Origin of the sequence: Cellulomonas sp. ACRRI (genome assembly GCF_022346185.1) — a bacterium.
Taxonomy (GTDB): Bacteria; Actinomycetota; Actinomycetes; order Actinomycetales; family Cellulomonadaceae; genus Cellulomonas.
This window is the reverse complement of record NZ_JAKRMS010000068.1, coordinates 1-23,294: the sequence shown is the minus strand read 5'-3', so window position 1 is coordinate 23,294 and position 23,294 is coordinate 1. Positions and strand designations below refer to the sequence as shown.

At 76.6% G+C, this 23,294-nt stretch carries 21 protein-coding genes and 1 pseudogene; 12 read left to right on the top strand and 10 right to left on the bottom strand.

Features of this window, described 5'->3' with window-relative positions:
* Positions 1–664 (bottom strand): annotated as a pseudogene (locus MHY85_RS12905) (hypothetical protein); the annotation flags it as partial.
* A 9-nt stretch (positions 665–673) separates the two neighbouring features.
* Positions 674–2,170 carry a DNA polymerase IV gene (locus tag MHY85_RS12900; RefSeq protein ID WP_239196910.1) on the bottom strand — a complete coding sequence of 499 codons (1,497 nt, stop codon included), beginning with the start codon at positions 2,168–2,170 and terminating at the stop codon, positions 674–676.
* 84 nt (positions 2,171–2,254) lie between these two features.
* Here MHY85_RS12900 and MHY85_RS12895 point away from each other — a divergent pair, with 84 nt between their 5' ends.
* Both MHY85_RS12895 and MHY85_RS12890 read left to right on the top strand, forming a co-directional pair.
* Positions 2,255–2,938, top strand: coding sequence for a Type 1 glutamine amidotransferase-like domain-containing protein (locus tag MHY85_RS12895; RefSeq protein WP_239196908.1), 684 nt, complete (start codon positions 2,255–2,257; stop codon positions 2,936–2,938).
* Positions 2,935–3,345 carry a hypothetical protein gene (locus MHY85_RS12890; RefSeq protein WP_239196906.1) on the top strand — a complete coding sequence of 137 codons (411 nt, stop codon included), beginning with the start codon at positions 2,935–2,937 and terminating at the stop codon, positions 3,343–3,345. Before MHY85_RS12895 ends, MHY85_RS12890 begins: the two co-directional genes overlap by 4 nt.
* Positions 3,346–3,379: 34 nt before the next feature.
* Here the strand turns inward: MHY85_RS12890 and MHY85_RS12885 are convergent, their stop codons facing one another.
* The 4 genes from MHY85_RS12885 to MHY85_RS12870 all read right to left on the bottom strand — a co-directional run bounded on the left by MHY85_RS12885 (position 3,380) and on the right by MHY85_RS12870 (position 9,718).
* Positions 3,380–4,789: a PQQ-binding-like beta-propeller repeat protein gene (locus MHY85_RS12885; protein ID WP_239196904.1), complete on the bottom strand. Its 1,410-nt coding sequence runs from the start codon at positions 4,787–4,789 to the stop codon at positions 3,380–3,382.
* A gap of 64 nt (positions 4,790–4,853) precedes the next feature.
* Entirely contained in the window at positions 4,854–5,897 is a 1,044-nt protein-coding gene (locus MHY85_RS12880) for an NAD(P)-dependent alcohol dehydrogenase (RefSeq protein WP_239196902.1), read from the bottom strand.
* 179 nt (positions 5,898–6,076) lie between these two features.
* Positions 6,077–6,862: a CPBP family intramembrane glutamic endopeptidase gene (locus MHY85_RS12875; protein WP_239196900.1), complete on the bottom strand. Its 786-nt coding sequence runs from the start codon at positions 6,860–6,862 to the stop codon at positions 6,077–6,079.
* 126 nt (positions 6,863–6,988) lie between these two features.
* On the bottom strand, positions 6,989–9,718 hold the full coding sequence (locus MHY85_RS12870; protein ID WP_239196898.1) for an Ig-like domain-containing protein: 2,730 nt from the start codon (positions 9,716–9,718) through the stop codon (positions 6,989–6,991).
* Between the two features lie 175 nt (positions 9,719–9,893).
* On the opposite strand from MHY85_RS12870, the gene MHY85_RS12865 reads away from it, so the two are divergent.
* From MHY85_RS12865 to MHY85_RS12845, 5 genes are all read left to right on the top strand, one after another.
* Entirely contained in the window at positions 9,894–11,129 is a 1,236-nt protein-coding gene (locus tag MHY85_RS12865; RefSeq protein ID WP_239196896.1) for a sensor histidine kinase, read from the top strand.
* The gene (locus MHY85_RS12860; protein WP_239196894.1) at positions 11,126–11,800 is read left to right on the top strand and encodes a response regulator transcription factor; all 675 of its coding nucleotides are present in this window, start codon (positions 11,126–11,128) and stop codon (positions 11,798–11,800) included. The genes MHY85_RS12865 and MHY85_RS12860 overlap by 4 nt, the downstream gene beginning before the upstream one ends.
* A gap of 186 nt (positions 11,801–11,986) precedes the next feature.
* Positions 11,987–12,325, top strand: coding sequence for a hypothetical protein (locus MHY85_RS12855; protein ID WP_239196892.1), 339 nt, complete (start codon positions 11,987–11,989; stop codon positions 12,323–12,325).
* 26 nt (positions 12,326–12,351) lie between these two features.
* Positions 12,352–13,083, top strand: coding sequence for a hypothetical protein (locus tag MHY85_RS12850; protein WP_239196890.1), 732 nt, complete (start codon positions 12,352–12,354; stop codon positions 13,081–13,083).
* Positions 13,084–13,118: 35 nt separating this feature from the next.
* A complete protein-coding gene (locus tag MHY85_RS12845; protein WP_239196889.1) occupies positions 13,119–13,274 on the top strand; it encodes a hypothetical protein in 156 nt (51 codons plus the stop codon).
* A gap of 147 nt (positions 13,275–13,421) precedes the next feature.
* Here MHY85_RS12845 and glnA read toward each other — a convergent pair whose 3' ends face one another.
* Positions 13,422–14,846 (bottom strand): type I glutamate--ammonia ligase, encoded by a 1,425-nt coding sequence (gene glnA / locus MHY85_RS12840; protein WP_239196887.1) that lies wholly within the window; start codon positions 14,844–14,846, stop codon positions 13,422–13,424.
* A gap of 171 nt (positions 14,847–15,017) precedes the next feature.
* On the opposite strand from glnA, the gene MHY85_RS12835 reads away from it, so the two are divergent.
* The gene (locus tag MHY85_RS12835; RefSeq protein ID WP_239196885.1) at positions 15,018–15,512 is read left to right on the top strand and encodes an RDD family protein; all 495 of its coding nucleotides are present in this window, start codon (positions 15,018–15,020) and stop codon (positions 15,510–15,512) included.
* A gap of 221 nt (positions 15,513–15,733) precedes the next feature.
* On the opposite strand, the gene MHY85_RS12830 is transcribed toward MHY85_RS12835, so the two are convergent.
* Positions 15,734–16,459 carry a DUF4191 domain-containing protein gene (locus MHY85_RS12830; protein WP_239196883.1) on the bottom strand — a complete coding sequence of 242 codons (726 nt, stop codon included), beginning with the start codon at positions 16,457–16,459 and terminating at the stop codon, positions 15,734–15,736.
* A gap of 185 nt (positions 16,460–16,644) precedes the next feature.
* Between MHY85_RS12830 and MHY85_RS12825 the strand changes: the two genes are divergently transcribed.
* A complete protein-coding gene (locus MHY85_RS12825) occupies positions 16,645–17,163 on the top strand; it encodes a flavodoxin domain-containing protein (RefSeq protein ID WP_239196881.1) in 519 nt (172 codons plus the stop codon).
* A 7-nt stretch (positions 17,164–17,170) separates the two neighbouring features.
* Here MHY85_RS12825 and MHY85_RS12820 read toward each other — a convergent pair whose 3' ends face one another.
* Positions 17,171–17,638: a MarR family winged helix-turn-helix transcriptional regulator gene (locus MHY85_RS12820; RefSeq protein WP_239196879.1), complete on the bottom strand. Its 468-nt coding sequence runs from the start codon at positions 17,636–17,638 to the stop codon at positions 17,171–17,173.
* A 77-nt stretch (positions 17,639–17,715) separates the two neighbouring features.
* Between MHY85_RS12820 and MHY85_RS12815 the strand changes: the two genes are divergently transcribed.
* Positions 17,716–20,073, top strand: coding sequence for an MMPL family transporter (locus MHY85_RS12815; protein ID WP_239196877.1), 2,358 nt, complete (start codon positions 17,716–17,718; stop codon positions 20,071–20,073).
* A gap of 10 nt (positions 20,074–20,083) precedes the next feature.
* Entirely contained in the window at positions 20,084–21,118 is a 1,035-nt protein-coding gene (locus MHY85_RS12810) for a Gfo/Idh/MocA family oxidoreductase (protein ID WP_239196875.1), read from the top strand.
* A gap of 52 nt (positions 21,119–21,170) precedes the next feature.
* On the opposite strand, the gene MHY85_RS12805 is transcribed toward MHY85_RS12810, so the two are convergent.
* Positions 21,171–22,058, bottom strand: a complete 888-nt coding sequence (locus MHY85_RS12805; protein WP_239196873.1) for a TIGR01777 family oxidoreductase — start codon at positions 22,056–22,058, stop codon at positions 21,171–21,173.
* A 73-nt stretch (positions 22,059–22,131) separates the two neighbouring features.
* On the opposite strand from MHY85_RS12805, the gene MHY85_RS12800 reads away from it, so the two are divergent.
* A complete protein-coding gene (locus MHY85_RS12800; protein ID WP_239196871.1) occupies positions 22,132–23,163 on the top strand; it encodes a LacI family DNA-binding transcriptional regulator in 1,032 nt (343 codons plus the stop codon).
* Positions 23,164–23,294 lie beyond the last annotated feature (131 nt).

Genomic DNA, 23,294 nt, shown 5'->3' with positions numbered 1-23,294 from the left:
CGGCCAGCCGGATCTCCCGCTCGACCCGTTGCCGCAGCTGGGCCACGGAGCACTGGTCGGCGTCGGGGAGCACCGCGTCCTCCACGGCGTGCGCGGCCTGGAACGGCAGGTCGGTCAGTGCTGCGGCGAGGACCTGGGCCTTGGCGGCGTCGATGTGCCCGACCTCCAGCGCCTGCCGGGTCCGTGCGAGCAGGCCGTCCAGGACGACCGCCCGGTGCACGACCCTCGTCGATGTCACCCGAGGCCACCCCAGGCGCATCGCGAGCTCGTCGCCAGCGACGCACGCCTGCGTGGGCGGCGCCCCGGCCAGCGGGGACCAGTCCGGGCGCATCTCCTCGCGGGATGCCAGCACGGCGATGGCGTCGAGCATCGCGGCGTGCTGGTGGGCTTCCATCCGCGCCCGCGCCGCAACCACCTCGACCAGGACCGTGGAGGTCAGCACGTCCAGGTCCAGGCCCCGCAGCCACGCGTCCAGCTCCGGCCCGGGCGGGCACGACCGGATCGCCTCGACCTGCCGCTGCTCACCCGTGCGCGGCGCCCCGCCGGCGGCCACGACCGGGTCCGGGCCCAGGCCGGTCAGGCACGTCCCGTCGGGCCCGTAGACCGGCAGCACCACGGCGGCGACCACGTCGCCGTCCGGATGTTCCTGCAGGTCAGGTGCCATGGAACAACGCTATCCGCCACCACTGACACGCCCCGGGGCCGGCTGCTCCTCGGCGGGTCCCTCCGGCAGCTCCGCACCGTCCGGGCCGAGCGCACCGACCAGCTCGACCTCCTCCGTCGCCGGGTCCAGCCAGATCTGCCGGCCCGGGCCGGTGGCGGCGGTCTCGAACCGGACGGCGACGCGGCCGTCGTCGCGCGTCCGCACCACCCAGCCGCGGCCGTGCACCGGGTGCCGGACGTCGAGCCCGGGGGCGGCGTCGTCGACGCGGAGCCGGCCGCGGCGGCGCCTGGCCACGGGGCGGAGCGCGTCGGGGTCGTCGGTGCCCGGGTCGGCCCCCGCGCCCGGGTCGGCCCCCGCGCCCGGGTCGCCCCCGAGGTCCGGGGCGGCCGGCGAGCCCGGCGCGGCCGGGTCGGCGGGCCCCGCCAGGTCGAGCATGAGCTGCGCGTGCTCGGACAGCCCGCTGAACGCCACGCCGAGCAGCCGCACCGGTTCGGTCAGCTCCACCAGGTCGAGCGCCCGCGCCGCCGCCTCGTGCAGGGCTGCCCGGTCCGCGGTCGGCGACGGCAGCGACACCGCGCGGGTCACGGTGCTGAACCCGGCGAACCGCACCTTCGCCGTCACGGTCCGTGCCGCGCCGCCGTGCCGCTCCAGCCGGGCGTACGCCTGGTCGACCACGGCGGGCAGCTGCGCCGCGACCTCGGCCCGGCCGTGCAGGTCGCGCTCGAAGGTGTGCTCGGCGCCGGCGGACTTCCGCTCCCGGGTCTCCGCCACCGGCCGGTCGTCCCAGCCGCGCGCCACCCGGAACAGGTTCGACCCGGCGGCGTCGCCCAGCACCATCGTCAGGGTGTCGAGCGGCTGCCCGCGCAGGTCCTCGACGGTCCGCACGCCGATCTTCTCCAGGCGCTCGGCGGACACCGGCCCGACGCCCCACAGGGAGCGCACCGGCATCGGCAGCAGGAACGCGTCCTCGTCCTCGGGTGCGACGACCACGACGCCCGCGGGCTTGGCGGCCGCCGAGGCGAGCTTGGCGACGAGCTTCGACCGGCCCATCCCGACGGACACCGGCACGCCGGCGAGCTCGACCGCGCGCTCCCGCAGGTCCCGGGCGACGCCGGGCCAGCCGCCGGGGCCGGGTCGCACGGCACCGAGGTCGGCGAACGCCTCGTCGATGCTCAGCGGCTCGACCGCGTCCGACCGCTCGCGCAGCGCCGCCATGATCCGCGCCGAGTACGCGGTGTACGCGTCGAACCGGGGGACCACCACGGTCGCCTGCGGGCACGCGCGGCGGGCGCTCGCCATCGACATCGCGGACCGCACGCCCATCGCCCGGGCCTCGTAGGACGCCGCGGCGACCACCCCGCGCGGCCCGGTCCCGCCGACCAGCACCGGGCGCCCGCGCAGCGACGGGCGCTGCGCCTGCTCGACCGACGCGAAGAAGGCGTCCGCGTCCAGGTGCGCGATGCTCGGCTCGGTGCGCAGGCGCGGGGCCGTCACCTCGCTGCTCACCGGGCCATGCTGCCGCACGGCACCGACACGCGCGCGGGTGCAGGATGGGCCCCGACCGACGGCCCGCGAACCGGGGAGGGACCCGTGCAGCTCGTGCTGACGTCCGGCGGCGTCACCAACCCCAGCATCCGCGCGGCGCTCGACCGGCTGCTGCCCCGGCCGCTCGCCGAGTGCCGCGCGCTGGTCGTCCCGACCGCCCAGTGGGGCCACCCGCTGTGCGGGCCGGGGTCGGTGCGCGGCCTCGTCGCCGCCGAACCGGGCTTCGAGCACCTGACCGGCCTCGGGTGGGCCTCCCTCGGGGTGCTCGAGCTCACCGCGCTGCCGACGATCGGCGCGGAGCGCTGGGCCCCGTGGGTGCGGGACGCCGACGTGCTGCTGGTCGACGGCGGCGACGCGACCTACCTCGCGCACTGGGTGCGGGAGTCCGGGCTGGCCGACCTGCTGCCGGGACTGCCCGACCTCGTCTGGGTCGGCGTCAGCGCGGGGAGCATGGTCATGGCGCCGCGGATCGGCGAGATGTTCGTGGAGTGGGCCGACGCGCCGGACGACAGCGCGCTCGGCGTCGTGCCGTTCGCGATCTTCCCGCACCTCGACGCGTTCCCGACCAACACGAGGGCGGCGGCGGAGCGGTGGGCGGCCGGCCTCGGCGGGGTGCCCGCCTACGCGATCGACGAGCAGACGGCGATCGTGGTCGCCGGCGGGACCGTCGAGGTGGTGTCCGAGGGGACGTGGGCGCGGCTCGGCGGCCCGGGGGAGGAGCGGCGATGACGCGGTTCGCGATCGACGCCCCGACGGCCGTGCGTCTGGTCGAGGAGGCGTTCGCCGTGCCGGACGGGCACCAGCTCGTCGCCCCGAACCTGCTCCGCTCGGAGGCGATGGGCCTGCTCTACCGCGCCGTCCGCGCCGGCACCCTCGACACCGCGCGGGCCGAGCGGCTGCTCGACGGGCTGACGACGATGCGCGTGCGGCTGCTCGGCGACCGGGTCTCCCGGGCCGTCGCCTGGCGGATCGCCACCGAGCAGGGCTGGGACGACGTCGCGCCCGCGGAGTACGTCGCGGTCGCCCGGCTGCAGGCGGACGTGCTCGTCGCGTCGGACGCGGACCTGGCGACCCGGGCGCGGGGCCTCGTCGAGCTCGCCCCGGTCGAGGACCTGCTCGCGGTGCGGGCACCGTAGGTCCGCGCCGTCGTCCCAGCCGGCGTCCGGCCGGTCATCGCAGCAGCACCATGTCCCGCCCGCTGGAGCCGTAGCCGTACAGCGCCCCGTCCCACGACCACAGGGACTCGACGCCGTCCGGGACGGGGGTGGTCCAGGCGCGGCGCCCGGACCCGAGGTCGTAGGCCGACAGCACCAGGTCGGCGGTGCCGTCCTCGCGCTCGGCGCGCAGCAGGTGCCGGCCGTCGGTCATCAGCCCGGTGCCGTCGACGGGCGGTGCCGTGGTGCTCCAGCGCTCCGCCCCGGTGAGCGCGTCGACGGCCCAGACGGCGGTCAGGTCCGTGCCGTACAGGACGCCGTCGAGCAGCAGGTAGCCGCTGCGGGGACCCGTCTCCCCGGGACGCTCCCACAGCGCGCGCCCGGTCGACGCCTCGACGCCGCGCACGACGCTCCCCGACCCGTCGGGCGTGGAGACGGGCTGGATGCCGGGCGCGGAGCCGTCGTCGGGCGACAGGTACAGCGGGTAGCCGTCGAGTGTCGCGGTCGCGCTGCCGTCCGGCCCGAGCAGGCGCAGCGCGCCCGTCGTCGGCACGGCCACCAGCGCGTCGCCGCGCGCCGCGTACAGCGCCTCGGCGTCCGCCTCGATGCGGCCGTCCGCGGGATCGACGGCCCAGGTGGCCGCGGTGCCCTGGACGAACACGTGCCCACCGGCGGAGACGAGCCAGCCGCTCCAGAAGGACGGGTCGACAGGGTCCGCGATCTCGGTGCGCCACCGCTCCGCACCGCCGACGTCGCTGCCGGTCAGGACGACCCCGTCGTCGCCGCGGACGCCGACGACGAGCACGTCGGCGACGACCGTCGCCTCGGCGCCGGGCTCCAGCTCCCGGGCGTCGGCGACCGCCCGGGCCGCGAGGTCGACCTCGACCAGCCGGGTCGTGACCGGGCCCGCGTCACCCGCGGGGCCGTCGGTGACGGCGCACCACAGCGTCTCCGCGGGGGCGTCGGTGCCCGAGGTGCACGACGCGGTGCGCGTGTACCCGTCCTCGGTCGGCAGCACCCCGATCTCGGCGCGCCACCGCTCCTCGCCGGTGCCCGGGTCCAGCGCCACCACGGCGGCGGGCTCGCCGCTGCCCGGCGTCAGCACGCCCGCGATCAGCCCGTCCGCGGTGCGGGTCCCGGACATCAGCAGCCCCATCGCGTCGCTCGTGCCCCACGGCGTCGCCTCCAGGGGCGCGGTGACGGTCTCGGCGAGGACGCCCGGCGTCGCGCGGAGGCGCTCCGCCGCGGCCTCGTCCCGGCGGTCGGCGACCACCTGGGCCGCGACCAGTGCCAGGACCACCGCGACCGGCGCCGGCCACCAGCGGCGCAGCAGCGCGCGGGCGCGCGCGGGGGTGCGCGACGGCGCGACCGGCCCCGGCTCGGCGACGTCGTCGAGCTGCACCTCGGCCATGCGGTCCGCCCCCATGACCGGGGACTCTACGGTCGTGGGGGCGGCCGCGGGGCCGGTTCGGCGGTCGGCGCGGGAGCGCTCAGGCCATCGTCGCGACGTCGATGACGAACCGGTACCGCACGTCCGAGCGCAGCACGCGCTCGTACGCCTCGTTGACGGCGTCGGCCGCGATCAGCTCGGTCTCGGGCGCGATGCCGTGCTCGGCGCAGAAGTCGAGCATCTCCTGGGTCTCCGCGATGCTGCCGATGCTCGACCCGGCGAACGAGCGGCGGTTGCCGAACAGGGTGAACACCTGGACGGGCAGGGGCTCGCCGGGCGCGCCGACGTTGACCAGGGTGCCGTCGAGCCGGAGCAGCGACAGGTAGGCGCCCAGGTCGACGACCGCGGACACGGTGTTGACGATGAGGTCGAAGGTGTTCGCGAGCTCGGCGAACGTCGCCGGGTCCTCGGTGGCGAAGTAGTGGTCCGCGCCGAGCTCGAGGCCGTCGGCCTTCTTGCTCAGCGTGCGCGACAGCACGGTGACCTCGGCGCCCATGGCGTGCGCGAGCTTGACGGCCATGTGGCCGAGGCCGCCCATGCCGACCACCGCGACCCTCTTGCCCGGGCCGGCGCCCCAGTGGGCGAGCGGGGAGTACGTGGTCACCCCGGCGCACAGCAGCGGCGCGGCCTTGTCGAACGGGATGGCCTCCGGCACGCGGAGCACGAAGTCCTCGTCGACGACCACGTGGGTCGAGTACCCGCCCTGCGTGATGGTGCCGTCGCGGTCGACCGACGCGTAGGTCTGGGTGTTGCCCTCGAGGCAGTACTGCTCCAGGCCGGCGCGGCAGTTCTCGCACTCCCGGCACGAGTTCACCATGCAGCCGACGCCGACCCGGTCGCCGACGACGTGCCGCGTGACCTCGGTGCCGACCTCGGCGACCACGCCGACGATCTCGTGCCCGACGACCTGCGGGTAGGTGATGGGGCCCCAGTCACCCCGGACGGTGTGGATGTCGGAGTGGCAGACGCCGGCGTAGCGGATCTCGATCAGCACGTCCTTCGGCCCCACGTCGCGGCGCTCGATCGTCACGGGGACGAGCGGCTCGGTCGCGGAGGGGGCGGCGTAGGCGTTGACGGTGAGCACAGGACTCCCTGGGGTGAGCGGAACGGTGGCGGTGCCGGCGCGGAGGTCTCCGACGGACGGCTGCCCGCCCAGTCAACCCTCCCGGCGCCGGTCGTGCGAGGCCCTGGCGGACCCTCCCGGCGCCGGACGCCCCTCGTCCGCGTGCTGACCGGGAGCAGCCGGTCAGACGACGCCGAGGCTCACGCGGCGGCAGGCTGACGCTCGAGCCCCGGGGCGAGCCGCTCGTGCGCGCCGCGGATCACCCAGACGACGGCCACGAGCGCGAACGCCTCGACGAGCAGCTCGAGGGCCCCGTTGTTCGCGAGCCCCGACGCCTCGCCGCGCTGGGCCGCGAACACCGAGAAGTCCCACAGGGCGTGCAGGGCCATCGCCCACACCAGTGTGCCGGTGACCCGCCGCAGGATGTACAGCGCGGTCCCGAACAGGAACGCGGAGACGACCTGGAACACGGTCGCCCCCAGGGCCTGACCGCCGAACGCGTTGACCAGGTGGATCAGCCCGAACGCCAGCGAGGACAGGAACCACACCCAGCCCTCGCCGAGGCGGGACCGCAGGCCGACGACCAGCAGGCCGCGGGTGGTGATCTCCTCGGTGAAGCCCACGAGCAGCAGGACCAGCGACGCCGCGAAGAACCCGCCGTCGTAGGCGCCCCAGTCGGTGCCCACCAGGTTGAGCACCGCGAGCACCCCCAGGACCAACGGGGCGATCAGCGGCCACCGGTGGGCGGCGCGGTGCTGCTCGTGCAGGGCGGGCCGCCACCACCCCAGGGCGGTCGTCAGGGCCGCGAGGGCGAGCGTGCCGACGATCAGCGAGATCCCGACGCCGCGGAACAGGTTGCTGCCGCTGTCCCCGAGCTCGGGGTACGGGACGCCGGACAGCCGCTGGATCAGCGCGACGAGCAGCACGTAGCCCAGCACGGCGGCGACACCGATCCACACGGAGGGACGGACCCGGTACTGCTGCATGACGACCTCTTCTCCCCGGGGCGTGCCCGGTTCTCGACCCGGTCGGCGCGTCCTGCGCGTCGACCTGGTTCCATCCTGTGCGTGGTGGGGCGGGACCCGGAGCCGACCGGGGGCCGGTCCCGGGTGCTACTTCGGTCGCAGACCCGCAGGGCCGGTCGGGCGGCGGGAGTGCAGCAGGAGCCCGGTGCCGGCGAGCACCAGTGCGCCCGCCAGCAGCCCGGCGCCCGGTGCGTCCGTGCCGGTGCGGGCCAGGCGGTCCGCTCGCGCGCCGTCGTCCGGGTCGGCGGGCGTCGCCGCGGTTCCGCCGGCGCCGCTGCCCGCCCCGCCCGGGCCGGACGGACCGGTCGGGCCGCCGACGGCGGCGCTCACGGTGACGGACACGCGCGCGGTGGCGCAGGCGTCGGACCCGTCTTCGGCGCAGATCTCGTAGACGAGCTCGTCGGTACCGGCGTACCCGGCCGCCGGCGTGTAGACCAGCGCGGCCCCGTCGACGACCACCGTGCCGTGGGCCGGCCCGGTCACCACCCGCGGCGGCAGCACCGTGCCGCGGTCGTTGTCCAGGACGGTCGCGCGCACGGCGGTCCCGCCCGCCGTGGCCACCACGTCGTCGGTCGCGACCGGCGCGACCAGGGCGGTGACGAGGCCGGTGGAGCACAGCGCCGGCTCGCCGTCGTCGCACGCGGTGTACGCGTACAGGTCGCGCCCGGCGAACCCGGGCGGCGGGACGTAGCGCGTGCCCGCGGGGTCCAGCGCCGCGCTGCCGAGCACGGGGGCGAAGACCGCGGTCACCGTGATCGGGTCGCCGTCGGGGTCGGTGACGACGACCGGCCCGGCGACGGGGACGTCCACGGTGGTCTCCAGGTCGGCCAGGAACGCCTGCGGCGGCCGGTTGACCGCCAGCACCTGCACCCGGACGGTCGCCGTGGTGCAGTCCGTCGGGTCGGCCGACGCGCACGCGCCGTAGGTGAAGGTGTCCGTCCCGGTGAACCCGCTCGCGGGCGTGTACGTGACCGTGCCCGCCGCCGGGTCGGCCACCGCGGTGCCGTCCGCCGGCGGGGTCCCGAGCGCCGCGGACAGCCGCGACCCGCCGGAGTCGTTCGCGGTCACCGGGACCGCGACCGGCGTGCCGGCGGTGGTCGTGGCCGCGTCGTCGGCCGCCCGGGGGTGCAGCACGACGGTCACGGTGGCGTCCGTGCACTCCTCGGGGGTCTGGTTGTCGCACACCCGGAAGCCGAACGTGTCCGTGCCCGCGAAGTCCGGCGGCGTGAGGTACGCGAACAGCCCCGCGGGGGTCAGCGCGACCGCGGCGACGCCGGCGGGGGAGGTGATCGCGTACCGCAGCTGCAGGTCCGGGTCGCCGGGCGTCGCCGGCAGCGCCCCGAGGACGGGCACCCCGCCGACGCCCTCGAGCAGCACGGGCGCGGTGCTGGGTCCCGGCGCCCGGACGGGCGCGGTGGCGATCTCGGTCCCGACGCGCTCGCTGAGCGCCGTCCCGTCGTTGTTCGACGGGTCCGGGTCCGGGGTGCTGGACCCGGCCCGGGCCGTGGTCACCAGGTACCCGGAGGCGGGGGCCGTCCCGGTGACGGTGAGCGTGCGGGTCGCGCCCGGGGCGAGCGCGCCCAGGGCCCACCGGACCTCGCCGGCCGCCACGGTCCCGCCCTGGTCGGCCGTCACGGCCGACAGCACGCCCTGCGGGGCGGCCGGCAGGGTCTGGGTCACCCGGACGTCGCCGGCCTCGTCGGGGCCGGCGTTGGTCACGGTGACGGTGTACGTGACGGCGGCACCCGGGTCCACGACCGCCGGCCCGGTGACGGCCAGCTGGACGTCGGCGGAGGGAGCGGCCGCGGCGGCGCCGGCGCAGTCCGGGGCCGGGTAGGAGCCGGCCGCCGGGATGGTCAGGTCCGTGACGGTCACGTTGGCGACCGTCCCGGTGACGAGGTCGAACCCGGCGCCGGGGAGGTCCACCAGCACCGGCGCGGCCGCGGAGTCACCGGTGAACCGGCCGTGCACCGTGGTGGTGCCGGTGAACGCGTACCGGCCGAACCCGGTGATGGTCCCGTCGTCCAGCAGGTCCCGGGCGGTGAGCGCGCCGGTGCTCGACTGCCGCCACGTCCCGGTGGTCCGGGCGTCCCCGTCGACGGCGACCAGGCCGGTGTTGGTCGCCGAGCCGCCCGACAGGTCCAGCCCGGCCGCCTCGAGCACGCACCCGTTGCGCAGCGTGCCCGAGCCGTTCACGGTCAGCGTGCCGGCCAGGCGGGCGGAACCGGTGGTGTCCAGGGTGCCGTCGACCACCACGGGCCCGCCGACGACCAGCTCGCCCGTGCTGGTCAGCGTGGCGGCCCGGTTGAGCGTCAGCCCGGCGGGCAGGTCCAGCCGGCCCTCGTTGACGAGGGCGCCGGCCGACGGCGCGAACGCGGAGGCGACGGTCAGGCTGCCCTCGGGAGCCGTGCGGAGCGTCGCCGGGCCGTTCACGTTCAGCCCCGCCACCGTGACCGTGCCCGCGGCGTCGAGCACGAACCCCTGGCCGGTGGACATCCACGGCAGCTGGGCCGTGCCGCCGGCGGCCACGTGGAGCGTGCCGGCGGGGGCGTTCAGGTACGCCGGGGCCAGGACGGCGCCGGGCGCGACGCACAGCGTGCCACCGGCGGGCAGGGCGTCGACGCCGCCGGCGACGCGACCCGTGACGCGCACGACCTCCCCGGGTCGCACGGTCACGGCGGCCCAGCCCTCACCCGCGACGGTGCGGGTCGGGCTCGCGCAGTCGTCCGCGGGCGCCGCCGCGGCCCGCCCCGGCGACGCGACACCACCCACGGCGATCCCGGCCGCCGCCACCAGAGCCAGCGCGAGAGCGCGCACCCGTCGGCCATCCCTGCTCGTGTGCACCGATCCCCCGACTCGTGCGGCCCGGGGCCGAGCGGCGCGGGCAGTGCGGCCACCCTAAGCAGCACTCCGCCCACCTGACCAGCGCTCGGGCGCCTCGGTCGCGGCCCCGGGCCCCGGGATCAGGACCCGGCGCCCTTACGCTGGCCCCGTGAGCGGCGCCGGGACGACGAGCGGGCCGTCGGCCCGACCCCCCGCGGCGGTACCGCCGGCGGGACCGTCCCGGCCGTCGACCGCCCTCGTCGACCGGGCGGAGGCCCTCGAGCTCGCGGCCGCCGCCGTGCTCGGTGGCCTCGTCCTCGCGCTGGACCTGTCGCAGGGCCCGGAACCGGCGTGGCGCGTGGTCGTCGACGTCGCGGTCGGCGTCGCGGCGCTCGCGCTCCTGCTGCGGCGGCACCAGCACCCGGTCGGCGTCGCGGTGCTGGTCGTCCTGGCGTCCACCGTGAGCCCGGCGGTCATGGGCGCCGTGCTGCTGGCCGTGGTCTCCCTGGCGACGCACCGGCGGTGGCGGTCCATCGCGGCGGTCGGAGGGCTGTTCGTCGTCGTGACGCTCACGGGCGCGCAGACCTCCGACCGGGCGGCCGACTGGCGGGCCGAGCTCGCCCTGACCGTCGCGGTCTACGGGCTGTGCGCGGCGTCGGGTGCGTACCTGGGCAGCCGGCGGGACCTCGAGACGGCGCTGCGCGAGCGCGCGCGCTCCGCCGAGCGGGAGCAGGCGGCCCGGGTCGAGCAGGCGCAGGTCGCCGAACGCACCCGGATCGCCCGCGAGATGCACGACGTGCTCGCGCACCGGATCGCGCTGGTCTCGATGCACGCCGGCGTGCTCGCCTACCGCCCGGACCTGCCCGCGGACGAGCGGGTCTCCACCGCCGCGGTCGTGCAGGAGAACGCCAACCTGGCCCTGCTGGAGCTGCGGCAGGTGCTCGGCGTCCTCCGGGCCGACGGCGGCCGGGCCGGCGCCCCGGAGGCGCCGCAGCCCACCCTGCCGGACGTGGCTGCGCTCGTGCAGGGCGCGGCGCGCGGCGGCCAGGACGTGCGCCTGCGTCTGGACCCGGAGGACGACTGGCCGGCGCGCGTGCCCCGGACCCTCAGCCGGCACGCGTACCGCCTGGTGCAGGAAGGGCTGACGAACGCCCGCAAGCACGCGCCCGGTGCCCGCGTGGACGTGACGCTCAGCGCCGCCGGGGACGGGCAGCTGGTGGTGGACGTGGTCAACGGGCCGGCCCGCGCCGGCGATCCCGCGCCGCCCGGGTCGGGGATGGGTCTGGTCGGGGCCGCCGAGCGCGCGCGGCTCGTCGGCGGTCGGCTGGTGCACGGCCGGGACGGCTCCGGCGGATACCGTCTGCACGCGGAGCTGCCCTGGCAGCCGGGAGAGGAGCAGGCGTGACGGAGCCGGACGGCGTGCGGGTGCTGCTGGTCGACGACGAGGAGCTGGTCCGCACCGGGCTGCGGCTGGTGCTCGGAGGTGACCCCGGGATCGTCGTGGTGGGGGAGGCCGGGGACGGGCGGCGCGCGCTCGACCTCGTGCGGGCCCTCGACCCGGACGTGGTGCTGATGGACATCCGGATGCCCCAGATGGACGGCCTGGAGGCGCTGCGACGGCTGCGCACCGCCCCGGCCTCGGGCCCGCGCCGCCCCGCCGTCGTCGTGCTGACGACCTTCGACACCGACGACATGGTCCTGACCGCGCTGCGCGACGGTGCCGACGGGTTCCTGCTGAAGAACACCGCCCCGCCGGACCTGGTGGCCGCGGTGCGCGCCGTCGCCGCTGGCCGGCCCATGCTGTCGCCGTCCGTCACCGAGCAGCTCATCGCCGCCGTGGCGCGCCGGCCCGACAGCGCCCTGGTCGCGGACGCCCGCGCGAGACTGGCGACGCTGACCGAGCGCGAGGCGGAGGTCGCCGCGGCCGTCGCCCGCGGGCTGTCGAACGCGGACATCGCGACCGAGCTGTACATGAGCGTCGGCACCGTGAAGACCCACGTCGGGCACCTGTTCGACAAGCTCGGGGTCGACAACCGCGTCCAGGTCGCCCTGCTCGTCCGCGACGCCGAGGGCTGATCGCGAGGAGGCGCCGCGACACCGGTCGCGGAGCCCGGCGCGCCGACGACCGATCCGGTTGCGCTCGACGGTCCACGTGGTGGGGGTTGTGCGCACCCGCCCGGGACCGGCCTACGACCTTCGTCGGAGCACCGTCGGGGCCGCCGGACGATCCGCGTCCCGGGGCCCGCGGGACAGGCTCGGGACATGACCACATCGCCGGCCCCGTCCCGCGTCCTCCCACCGGCCGCCGTCGCCGGGCTGGTCGTCGCGACCACGGTGCTGTCCGTGCTCGGGGCCGCCGCCGGCCACTCTCTCGCCGCCGAGCCGGCGACCCCCGTCCCGGCCCCCGCGGTCGAGGTCAGCACCGTGTGCGGCGTCGTCGACCCCACGACCGGCCAGCGCTTCACCTACGTCGTCCGCTGGGCGGTGCACGACGACGGTCACGCCGAGGCGCTCGACGAGCGCCCCGCGCTCGACGTCGCGCCGTCGGCCGTGTGGGCCTGCGGCCCGGACGTCCGGCGCGTGCTCCGCCTCACGCACTGATCCCCACGTCACCCAGGAGAACCGTCATGCGCACCACCCGAGCCCTCGGCATCACGCTGGCGACCGGCGCCCTCGCCCTCGGTGGCACCGCCGGCGCCGCGCTCGCGGCCGACACCGGAGGCTTCACGATCTGCTTCCGCGGCGTCACGCAGAGCTTCGGCCCCGAGTACTCCCTGGAGTCCTTCGTCGCCGACGGTGCCCTGGTGGGCGCGTGCCCCACGGACGGGGCCGGGACACTCCCCGACGCCCCCCTCGCCGTCCCCGCCGCGTCGACGGCCGGCCAGGTGGTCGACCCGCAGGTCCCCGACCTCGGCTCCAGCACGCGGGGACCGGACGCCACCACCCCGACCGCCGTCCCGGAGCCGTCGTCGGTCACCGTGGACCCGCCGCGCGCGACGACGGCCACCGGTCCCGTCCCGGACGGGGTGGCGCCGAGCGCGGCACCCGTCGGGTCGCCCGTCACCGTCGTGACGCAGGACCACGCGCAGCGGGGCACCGCGACCACGACGGCGGACCGGGACGGGGCGCTCACCGCGACGTTCACCGAGCCCGTGGCGCCGTCCGGGACGGAGCTCGCCCCGCCGGCGCAGGCACCCGGTCCGTCGCGCGCCGCGACCACCCCGGACCCGCACCACCCGAGCCGCCTCGCCGTCACCGGCTCCGCGGGGATCCGGCTGCCGCTGCTGACGGCTGCCGCGGCGATCGTCACCGGGCTGGGCCTGCGCGGCGCGAGCCGGCGTCGGCGGGCCGGCCGGTGATCCCGCCCGCCGGGGCCGACCGCCCCGTCCTCCTCGTGCCGCGAGCCCTGTCGCCCGCCGAGATCCAGGCGGTGTGCTCCGGCCGGCTCGCGCTCACCCACCCCGCCGCGGCGTCCTGGATGCGGGAGCGTGCCCGCATCCAGCTGGGTCCCGACGGGCACCAGCACGTGCGGGTGGTCGACCCCGCCTGAGCGGTGTCCACGTCGCCGGCACGGCACGGTGACCCCGTCACCGCACGAGGCGGTGGCGAGAAGGTGGCAGCCCCGCCACCACGAGGGTGACGGGGCTGCCGTTCGTGCAGGTCAGGCGCTCAAGGGAGCAGCCTTGAACCCTGACGCTCACACGTCGTAGTAGAGCTCGAACTCGTGCGGGTGCGGGCGCAGCCGGATCGGGTCGATCTCTGCGGACCGCTTGTAGTCGATCCAGGTCTGGATCAGGTCCGGGGTGAACACGTTGCCGGCGGTCAGCCAGTCGTGGTCGGCCTCGAGGTTGTCGAGCACCTCGCCGAGCGAGCCCGGGACCTGCTGGATGAGCGCGTGCTCCTCCGGGGGCAGCTCGTACAGGTCCTTGTCGACCGGCTCCGGCGGCTCGATCCGGTTCTGGATGCCGTCGAGGCCGGCCATGAGCATGGCCGCGAAGCACAGGTACGGGTTCGACGACGGGTCCGGCACGCGGAACTCGATGCGCTTGGCCTTCGGGTTCGAGCCGGTGACCGGGATGCGGATGCACGCGGAGCGGTTGCGGGCCGAGTAGACCAGGTTGACCGGCGCCTCGAAGCCCGGGACCAGGCGGTGGTAGGAGTTCACCGTCGGGTTGGTGAACGCCAGCAGCGACGGGGCGTGCTTGAGCAGGCCGCCGATGTACCACCGCGCGATGTCGGACAGGCCGCCGTAGCCCTTCTCGTCGAAGAACAGCGGCTTGCCGTCCTTCCACAGCGACTGGTGCACGTGCATGCCCGAGCCGTTGTCGCCGAACAGCGGCTTCGGCATGAACGTGGCGGTGCGGCCGTCGGCGTGCGCGACGTTCTTCACGACGTACTTGAACAGCTGCACCTTGTCGGCCGACTTGGCGAGCGTGTCGAAGCGGTAGTTGATCTCCGCCTGGCCGGCGGTGCCGACCTCGTGGTGCGCCCGCTCGACCTCGAGGCCGAGCGCGTCCAGCTGGAGCGAGATCTTGTCGCGCAGGTCGGCGAAGTGGTCGACCGGCGGGACGGGGAAGTAGCCGCCCTTGTAGGGGGTCTTGTGGCCGAGGTTGCCACCCTCCTCGACGCGGCCCGTGTTCCAGGCGGCCTCGATGGAGTCGATCGAGTAGAACGACGCGTTCTGCTTCGTCTCGAAGCGGACGTCGTCGAAGATGTAGAACTCGGCCTCGGGGGCGAAGAACGCCGTGTCCGCGATGCCGGTCGAGCGCAGGTACGCCTCGGCCTTGGCGGCGACCTGACGCGGGTCGCGGCTGTACGGCTCGTCGGTGTAGGGGTCGACGATGTGGAAGTTCAGCACGAGCGTCTTCTCCGTGCGGAACGGGTCGACGAAGGCCGTCGTCACGTCCGGGAGGAGCTTCATGTCGGACTCGTTGATCGCCTGGAAGCCGCGGATCGACGACCCGTCGAACATCTGGCCCTCGACGAAGAAGTTCTCGTCCACGGACGCGGCCGGCACGTTGAAGTGCTGCATCACGCCGGGCAGGTCGCAGAACCGGACGTCGACGAACTTGACGTCCTCGTTCTTGATGAAGGCCAGGACTTCCTCTGGCGTGCTGAACATCCGCTGCTCCTCGGGTTGACGTGCCCTCACCGGGCTCCGACGAGGCTAGGGGTGCCCAGTTTCCCGCCGGTGTACCGATTGTTTCGCCCGTGTTACGCGACCCCTGATCCGTGTTGCGGGCGCGTGACGTCGCCGGTCCGGACGCGCACGACGGGCGGTTACCGTTGACGCATGGTCGATCGCGAGGACGTCGGTTCGTGGCTCGAGGGGCCGCCCGTCGGTGACGGGAGCGCGCCGAGCGGGTCCCGGCTGGGCCTGCCGGCCACGGGCAGCGGGTCGCTCGCGCCGCTCGGACGCCGGCTGATCGCGCTGCTGATCGACTGGTTCGCCTGCCTGGCCATCGCGAACGTCTTCCTGCCGGCCGACGCGCAGCAGCTCGGGACGCTGGCGGTGTTCGCCGTCGAGAACGTGCTGCTGGTCGGGACGGTCGGCGGCACGCTGGGGCACCGGCTGCTCGGCATCCGGGTGCGGCGGGTGCGGCCGCCGGCTCTCGTGGCCCGGCCGGACGCGCGCCCCGCCGACCCGGGCCCGGACGCGCCGCCGAACCTGCTGCTGGCCCTGGTGCGCACGGTGCTGCTCTGCCTGGTGATCCCCGCCGTGGTCTGGGACGCCGACGGCCGGGGCCTGCACGACCGCTCCGCGGGCACCGCGATCGTCCGCCGCTGACCGCGCGGGCCCCGCCGCACCCCCACCCCGCCGCACTCCCACCGCGCCGCACCCGCGCACCCGCGCCTCCGGCGCCGCTCGCCGAGATGGCAACTCTCGGCTGTCCCGAGCCGTCCGCGCACAGCCGAGAGTTGCCTTCTCGGCGGTCGTGCGGTCGGGCGGGGAAGCAGGACGCGCCCGCACCCCCCAGGGGTGCGGGCGCGCGCGTGCGGGTCGGCGGCTCAGCGGCCGCGCATGCCCTTGCGGTCGGGGCGGACGCGCATCGGGTCGACGCCCTTCGGCACCGGCATCTTCACCGCACCGAGGGCCTGCAGACGCTTGACGACCTCGCCGACCTCGGCCTTGGTGAGCTGCGGCTTGAGGCGCTGCACCTTGCGCGCGAGCTGCGGCAGGGGCACCTGGCCCTCCTCGCGACCGACCTCGATCAGCGTGATCGGCACGCCCTGGAGCACGCGCGCGGTGCGCTTGCGCTCCGACTCGAGCAGCTTGCCGATGCGGTTGGCGGGGCCCTCGCCGATCAGGACGATGCCCGGGCGGCCGACGCCGCGGTAGACGAGGTCCTGGGTGCGGGGCGCGACGGCCACCGGCTCCTGCGCGAACGTCCAGCCGCGGCGGATGGTGCCCAGCGCCGACAGCGCGGCGCCCGGCTGGCCCTCGATCCGGGCGTAGGCGGCGCGCTCCGCGCGGCGGGTCAGCGTGAACATGGCACCGAGCAGCCCGAACGGGATGCTGACGAGCAGCCACCACCACCAGCTGAGGAAGAACAGGCCCAGCACCTGGCCCAGCGCGACGATCCCGACGAACACCCCGAGGATCAGCCAGGTGACCGCGGGGTCCTGCTGGCGGGTCATCTGGTACGCCTGCCAGACCTGGTGGTACCACCGGGTCTTCTTCACCTTCGCCGGCTTCGGGGCCGCGCCGGCGGTCGGGTTCTTCTCACGGGCCATGACCCGGGAGTCTACCGGCGCGCGGGGCGTCGCCGTCGCCCGGCCGGGACCCCGGTGCCGCGCCCGGCCCGGACCCGGCGGGGCGTCGCGGGACCGAGGTCCCTGGCGGCCGCTGGGCCGTCCGGGTGACGCTGGGACGACGGGCGCGGTGCCGAGCCGGGCCACGGGACGCGGTGGAGGCGACCATGCGGGTCCTGGTGACGGTGGCGTCGCGGCACGGCAGCACGCGGGAGATCGGCGCCGAGGTGGCGGAGGTGCTCCGCGCGGCGGGCCACGACGTCGCGGAGGTCGAGCCCGACGACGTCGGGTCCGTCGAGGAGTACGACGCGGTGGTGCTCGGCTCGGCGGTGTACGTCGGGCGGCTCGCGGCGGCGCTGCGGGACCTGGTCGACCGGCAGGCCGCGCGCCTGGCGTCCCGGCCGACGTGGCTGTTCTGGTCGGGGCGGGTCGGCGAGCCGCCGCTGCCCGCCGCCGAGCCCGACGACGTGCGGGTGGTGGCCCGGCGGGTGGCTGCGCGGGACGTGGTCGCGTTCGGCGGGCGGCTCGCGCGCGACGAGCTCGGGCTGGCCGAGCGGGCGCTCGTCGCGATGATCGAGGCCGAGGCGGGCGACTTCCGCGACTTCGACGAGGTGGACGCGTGGGCCGGCCGGGTCGCCGAGGACCTGCGGCGGATCGAGCGCGGCGGCGCGGTGGCCGGCCGCTGAGCCGCGGTCAGCGCCGCGCGACCAGCAGCAGCAGCGCGCGGAGCTGGTCGACCTGCTCCGGCGTCAGGCCGTCGGTGACCATCGCCTCGGCGGCGACCGGGTCCGAGGCCGCGAGCACGGCCTCCCGCCCGGCGTCGGTGACCGAGATCTGGTGCTTGCGCCGGTCGGTGGCATGGGCCGTCCGGGTGACGTAGCCGGACCGCTCCAGCCGCGCCAGGACCCGGCTCATCGTCTGCTCGGTGACCTCGCACATGGCCGCGAGCTCCGCCTGCGTGCGGGGGCCGCGGAGCAGGATCACCAGGACCGGCTGGCTCGCGTGGTTCAGGTCCCAGGACGCCAGGTGCGCGTTCCAGTCGCGCTCGACGCGCCGCGCGGCCGCCGACAGCAGCCGGCCGACCGGCCAGCCGCTCGGCTCCGGCGCGGCCATCGCCTGCCACCGCGGGTGCTCCTGCGGCCCTCCGGCGTCGCGGTCCACTGGTCCCTCTCCTCCTGCTGGGCGGTTGCCCCGGGCTCATGTTGCCGGAACGCGGCGCGTCCCGCATAGTGCTCAGCATGCTGAGGAATGGCGCACGGGGGATCGGGCGGGGGCTGGCCGTGCTGGCGGTCGCCGCGGGGTGGCTGGCGGTGGGCTCGCTGGGGGGCATGGCCCAGGGCCAGCTCTCGCAGGTGCAGACGAACGACGCGGCGGCGTTCCTGCCGTCGTCGGCGGAGTCGACGCGCGCCGCGGAGGCGTCGGCGGCGTTCACCGACTCCGAGTCGCTGCCCGTCCTGGTGGTGCTCGAGGCCGAGGACGGCGGCGCGCTGGACCCGTCCGCGATCGCGGCGGTGCAGCCGGTCGTCGACGGGCTCGCGGACGTCGCCCTGCCCGGCGCGGACCCGGCGGCGGGCGACCCCGCCACCATCGGGGACGTGCTGACGGGCGACCCCGTCGTCGTGCCGTCGGAGGACGGCGAGGCGCTGCTGGTGCCGCTGTCCCTGGACGCCGAGCAGGCCGACGCCTCGCTCGCCGACGACGAGAGCGTCGTGGGTGCGACCGTGCAGGCCGTGCGGGACACCCTCGCCGACGAGCTCGGCGCCACCGCCGACTCCGCGGGGGAGGCCGGCCTGCACGCCTGGGTCACCGGGCCCGGCGGGTTCGTCGCGGACCTGACCAACGCGTTCGGCGGCATCGACGGGGTGCTGCTGCTCGTCGCGCTCGGAGCCGTGCTGGTCATCCTGGTGCTGGTCTACCGGTCGCCGTTCCTGCCGCTCGCCGTCATCCTCACCGCGGTGTTCGCCCTGTGCGCCGCCGCGCTCGCCGTCTACCACCTGGCCGATGCCGGGGTCCTCACGCTCAACGGCCAGGCGCAGGGCATCCTGTCGATCCTGGTCGTCGGCGCGTCCGTCGACTACGCGCTGCTGATCGTCGCCCGGTACCGGGAGGAGCTGCGGTCGGTGGCGGCGCCGGCCGCCGCGATGCGCCGCGCGCTGCGCCGCAGCCTGGAGCCGATCACCGCCAGCGCGGGCACCGTCGTCGCCGGCCTGCTCTGCCTGCTGCTGTCGGACCTCGCCTCCAACCGGTCGCTGGGGCCCGTGGGTGCCCTCGGCATCGCCGCCGCGTACCTGGCGGCGTTCACGCTGCTGCCGCTGCTGCTGCTGATCGCGGGGCGGCGGTCGCGGGTGCTGTTCTGGCCGCGGGTGCCGCGCGTCGCCGAGCAGGGGGCGCACGCGGTGGGCCCCGCGCACGACGACCCGGCCGGGACCCCGGTCGCGGCCGGGACCGCCGGCGCGCCCGCGCACGACCACCACGGCGCGCACGCGCCCGCCGGCCACCCCGCCCCCGCCGAGGGCCTGTGGGGCCGCCTGGCCCGCGGGGTCGGGCGCCGCGACCGCGTCGTGTGGGTGCTGACCACGGTCGTGCTCCTGGGCTGCGCGGCGTTCCTGCCCACCTTCCAGGCCTCGGGCACGAGCCAGGCCGACGTGTTCCTCACCGACGTCGACGCCGTGGCGGGCGAGGAGGTTCTCGCCGACCACTTCCCCGCGGGGACCGTGCAGCCGGCGACGGTGATCGTCGCCCAGGACGAGGCGGACGCCGTGGTCGAGGCGGCGCTGGACGTCGACGGCGTGGTGTCCGCGACGCCCTACACCGGGGCGACGACCGGTGCGCCGACCGGGTCGGGCGGACCCGGCGCCCAGGAGCCGGCGGAGCCGGTCGTCGTCGACGGCGAGGTGCGGGTGGACGTGACCACCGAGGCCGCGGCCGACACGACGGAGGGTGTGGCGACGGTCGAGCGGCTCCGGGACGCGGTGCACGAGGTCGCCCCGGACGCGCTGGTCGGCGGGGCCGCCGCCGAGACGCTGGACGCGCAGGACGCTGGCACCCGGGACCTGCGGGTGATCGTGCCGGTGGTGCTGGTGGTGATCCTGCTCATCCTCATGGTGCTGCTGCGCTCGGTCGTCGCCGCGGTGCTGCTCATGCTCGCCAACGTGCTGTCGTTCGCGGCGGCGCTGGGGGTCGCGGCGCTGGTGTTCGAGCACGTGCTCGACTTCCCGGGGGCCGACCCGGCGGTGCCGCTGTACGCGTTCACGTTCCTGGTGGCCCTGGGGGTCGACTACTCGATCTTCCTCATGACGCGGGTCCGGGAGGAGAGCATCCGGCTCGGCACCCGGGACGGCGTGCTGCGCGGTCTCGCGGTCACCGGCGGCGTCATCACCTCCGCGGGGGTCGTCCTGGCGGTGACGTTCGCGGCCCTGGGCGTGATCCCGCTGCTGTTCCTCGCGCAGCTCGCGTTCATCGTGGCGTTCGGCGTGCTGCTCGACACCCTCGTGGTCCGCAGCCTCCTGGTGCCGGCGCTGGTGCACGACGTGGGGCGCCGCACCTGGTGGCCGAGCGCCCTCGCGCGGCAGGAGGAGGGCGCGCACCGGGCCTAGGGTGGCGACCATGACGGACGCGCTGCGGGTGGGACTGGTCGGCTACGGCTCGGCGGGGCGGGGCATCCACGCCCGGCTGCTCCGGGAGGTCGGGGCCCAGGTCGTGCGGGTCGTCACCCGGAACCCGGCGCGGGCCACGGCCGCGGAGCGGGACTGGCCCGGCGTGGCCGTCGACCCGGACGTGCCGTCGCTGCTGGCGCACGCGGCCGACCTGGACGCGGTCGTGATCGCCAGCCCGACCGGCGACCACGTCGAGCACGTCTCGCAGGCGCTCGCCGCGGGCGCGTCCGTCGTGGTCGACAAGCCGCTCGCCACCACCGCCGACGAGGCCGCCGCGCTGGCCCGGCTGGGGGCGGAGGCCGGTGGCCGGCTGACCGTGTTCCAGAACCGCCGGTGGGACCCGGAGCAGCTCACGCTGCGCGGCCTGCTCGAGGCGGGCGAGCTCGGCACCGTGCACCGGTTCGAGCGCCGGTGGGAGCGGTGGCGACCGGTGCCGCAGGACCGGTGGAAGGAGAACGACACCCGGGCGGGCGGCCTGCTGCTCGACCTCGGGGCGCACCTCGTCGACTCGGCCGTGCAGCTGTTCGGGCCGGTGGCGCGGGTGCACGCCGAGCTGCGGAACCTCACCACGCCCGCCGAGGACGACGTGTTCCTCGCGCTCGCCCACGCCCCGCGCCCCGACGGGTCGGCGGTCATCAGCCACCTGCAGGCCGGCGCGCTCGTCGGCGCGCCCGGACCGCGCACCCGGGTGCTCGGCGACCGCGGCGCGTACCTCGTGACGTCGTTCGAGGGCGAGGCCACGCCGTTCTCGGCGCTCGACGAGGGCGACGACGCGCACGAGGGCTGGCTGGTCCACGGCGACGAGCGGGTGCCGGTGCCGCGCGCGCCCGGCGGCCACCCGGACTTCTACCGGGCGGTCGCGGCCTGGGTGCGGGGGACCGGCCCGGTCCCGGTCGACCCCGCCGACGCCGTGGTCACGGCCCGCGTCCTGGACGCGGCCCGGCTCTCGGCCCGCGAGCACCGCACGGTGTCGCTGGACGCCTGACCCCGGCGCCCCGGACGGCAGCCGCTGCTGCGCGGCCGCCCCGGGCGCGCCGTCAGGGCAGGACGGAGGCCGCGGCGGACTCCGGCGTGGGGTGCGTGTGCACGAAGCCCGAGGCCGTCAGCGCCGCCGGGACCACGCGCAGGCTGCCGAGGATCTCCTCGGAGAACTGGCCCAGCGCGATCCGGAGCGCGAACCCGGGCACCGGGAGCACGGCCGGGCGGTGCGCGCGGCGGGCGAGCGCCCGGACGATCTCGAGCTCCGTCGCCGGCTCCGCGGTCAGGTTCACCGGGCCGCTGAGCGGCGCGTCGAGCAGGTGCAGGATCGCGCGCACCTCGTCCTCGAGGCTGATCCACGACCAGTACTGCCGCCCGCTGCCGAGCGGGCCGCCGAGCCCGAGCCGGATGAGGGGCAGCAGGCGCCCGAGCGCGCCGCCGGACGGCGCCAGCACGATCCCGGTGCGCAGGAACGCGACCCGCACCCGCGGGTCGGCGACGGCGGGCGCCGCGGCTCCCTCCCAGGCGCGCACGACCTCGGCGAGGTACGACGTGCCGTACGGCTCCTCCTCCGTGACCCGGGTGTCACCCCGGTAGCCGTACGCCCCGGTGGCGGACCCCTGCAGCAGCACCCGCGGCGGGTCGTCCAGCCCCGCGACCGTGCGGGCGAGCAGGCCCGTGGTGCGGGTGCGGGACTCCAGCACGACCCGCTTGCGCGCCGGAGTCAGGCGCTTGTCGCCGACGCCGGCGCCCGCCAGGTTCACCACCGCGTCCACGCCCGCCAGCACCGCCGGGTCCAGCACGCCGGCACCGGGGTCCCAGGTCCGTTCGTCCGGCGTGCGCGGCGCGCGGCGGACGAGCCGGCGCACCTCGTGGCCCTCCGCCCGCAGGCGCGCGACGAGCGCCGTCCCGATCAGCCCGCTCGACCCCGCCACCACCACGATCATGCGGCCGACCCTACGTGCGCCGTCGGCGGGCGGCGCGCCGGCGGTGGCGCGCGGCCCCCTACGCTGGGGCGCCATGGACGCCGAGCACCCGGGCGCCGGGGCGCCGTCGCCCCTGGCCGTCGTCGCCGCGGAGGCGGGCGTCTCCGTGCCCACCGTGTCCAAGGTGCTGAACTCCCGACCGGACGTCGCGGGTGCGACCCGGGAGCGGGTCGCGGCGGTCCTGGCTCGGCACGGGTACGCCGTGCGGCCGTCGGGCAGCCGGCGGACCGGGTTCGTCGACCTGCGGGTGGTGGACCTCGACAGCACCTGGGCCGAGGCCGTCGTGCGCGGGGCGGCCCGGGCGGCGACGCGGCTCGGCGCGGACCTGGTGGTGACGGTCGACTCCGACCCCGGCGCCGGGTCGAGCGGCGCGTGGGTCCGGCACGCGCTGCGCCGGGGCACCGACGGCCTGGTCAGCGTCGTCGGCGTCCCGGACGAGGGGGCCCGGGCCGACCTCGCCCGAGCGGGGGTGCCGCTCGTCGTGGTGGACCCGCGCACCCGCCCCGACCCGGAGCTGCTGGCCGTCGCCGCCACGAACTTCCGCGGCGGCCTGGACGCGACGGCCCACCTGGTGGCGCTCGGTCACCGCCGGATCGCGACCATCACCGGCCCGCAGGACCAGGACAACGCGGTCGCCCGCCTGGCGGGGTACCGGACCGCGCTGATCCAGGGCGGGCTGGCCGTGCAGGAGGAGCTGGTCCGCGGCGGGTCGTACGGCGTGGACGCGGGGTTCCGGGCCGCCCAGGTGCTGCTGCGGGCCGACGACCCGCCCACCGCGGTCTTCGCCGCCTCCGACGACACCGCGATCGGCGTGCTGCGCGCGGCCCGGGAGCGCGGCGTGCGGGTGCCGGAGGACCTGTCGGTGGTCGGCTTCGACGACCAGCCCGTGGCCGCCTGGCTCGACCCGGCGCTCACCACGGTGCGGCAGCCGCTGGACGAGATGGGCGACGCCGCGGTGGACCTCGTGCACCGGGCCCGGGAGGGCGGCGGCCGCGGGCCCGCCCACCTGGAGCTGGCGACCCGCCTGGTGCCGCGCGCGTCCACGGCCCCGCCGCCCGCGCGCTGACGCGCCGCGCCGGCGCGCCGCGGCGCACGAACGCCGAGCCTCCGGGACGGGACTGCGTCCCGTGGGATCGCGGGAGTCCGGTCCCGGAGACTCGGCGTCGGGTGCGCGGCGGGGGCGGGTGCGGGTCAGGG

Excerpts from the sequence above, each read along its gene's own strand:
- MHY85_RS12890 (WP_239196906.1), top strand. The coding sequence starts at position 2,935 with ATGACGCGGTTCGCGATCGACGCCCCGACGGCCGTGCGTCTGGTCGAG.
- MHY85_RS12885 (WP_239196904.1), bottom strand. The coding sequence starts at position 4,789 with ATGGGGGCGGACCGCATGGCCGAGGTGCAGCTCGACGACGTCGCCGAG.
- MHY85_RS12875 (WP_239196900.1), bottom strand. The coding sequence starts at position 6,862 with ATGCAGCAGTACCGGGTCCGTCCCTCCGTGTGGATCGGTGTCGCCGCC.
- MHY85_RS12855 (WP_239196892.1), top strand. The coding sequence starts at position 11,987 with ATGACCACATCGCCGGCCCCGTCCCGCGTCCTCCCACCGGCCGCCGTC.
- MHY85_RS12850 (WP_239196890.1), top strand. The coding sequence starts at position 12,352 with ATGCGCACCACCCGAGCCCTCGGCATCACGCTGGCGACCGGCGCCCTC.
- glnA (WP_239196887.1), bottom strand. The coding sequence starts at position 14,846 with ATGTTCAGCACGCCAGAGGAAGTCCTGGCCTTCATCAAGAACGAGGAC.
- MHY85_RS12835 (WP_239196885.1), top strand. The coding sequence starts at position 15,018 with ATGGTCGATCGCGAGGACGTCGGTTCGTGGCTCGAGGGGCCGCCCGTC.
- MHY85_RS12830 (WP_239196883.1), bottom strand. The coding sequence starts at position 16,459 with ATGGCCCGTGAGAAGAACCCGACCGCCGGCGCGGCCCCGAAGCCGGCG.
- MHY85_RS12825 (WP_239196881.1), top strand. The coding sequence starts at position 16,645 with ATGCGGGTCCTGGTGACGGTGGCGTCGCGGCACGGCAGCACGCGGGAG.
- MHY85_RS12815 (WP_239196877.1), top strand. The coding sequence starts at position 17,716 with ATGCTGAGGAATGGCGCACGGGGGATCGGGCGGGGGCTGGCCGTGCTG.
- MHY85_RS12810 (WP_239196875.1), top strand. The coding sequence starts at position 20,084 with ATGACGGACGCGCTGCGGGTGGGACTGGTCGGCTACGGCTCGGCGGGG.
- MHY85_RS12805 (WP_239196873.1), bottom strand. The coding sequence starts at position 22,058 with ATGATCGTGGTGGTGGCGGGGTCGAGCGGGCTGATCGGGACGGCGCTC.
- MHY85_RS12800 (WP_239196871.1), top strand. The coding sequence starts at position 22,132 with ATGGACGCCGAGCACCCGGGCGCCGGGGCGCCGTCGCCCCTGGCCGTC.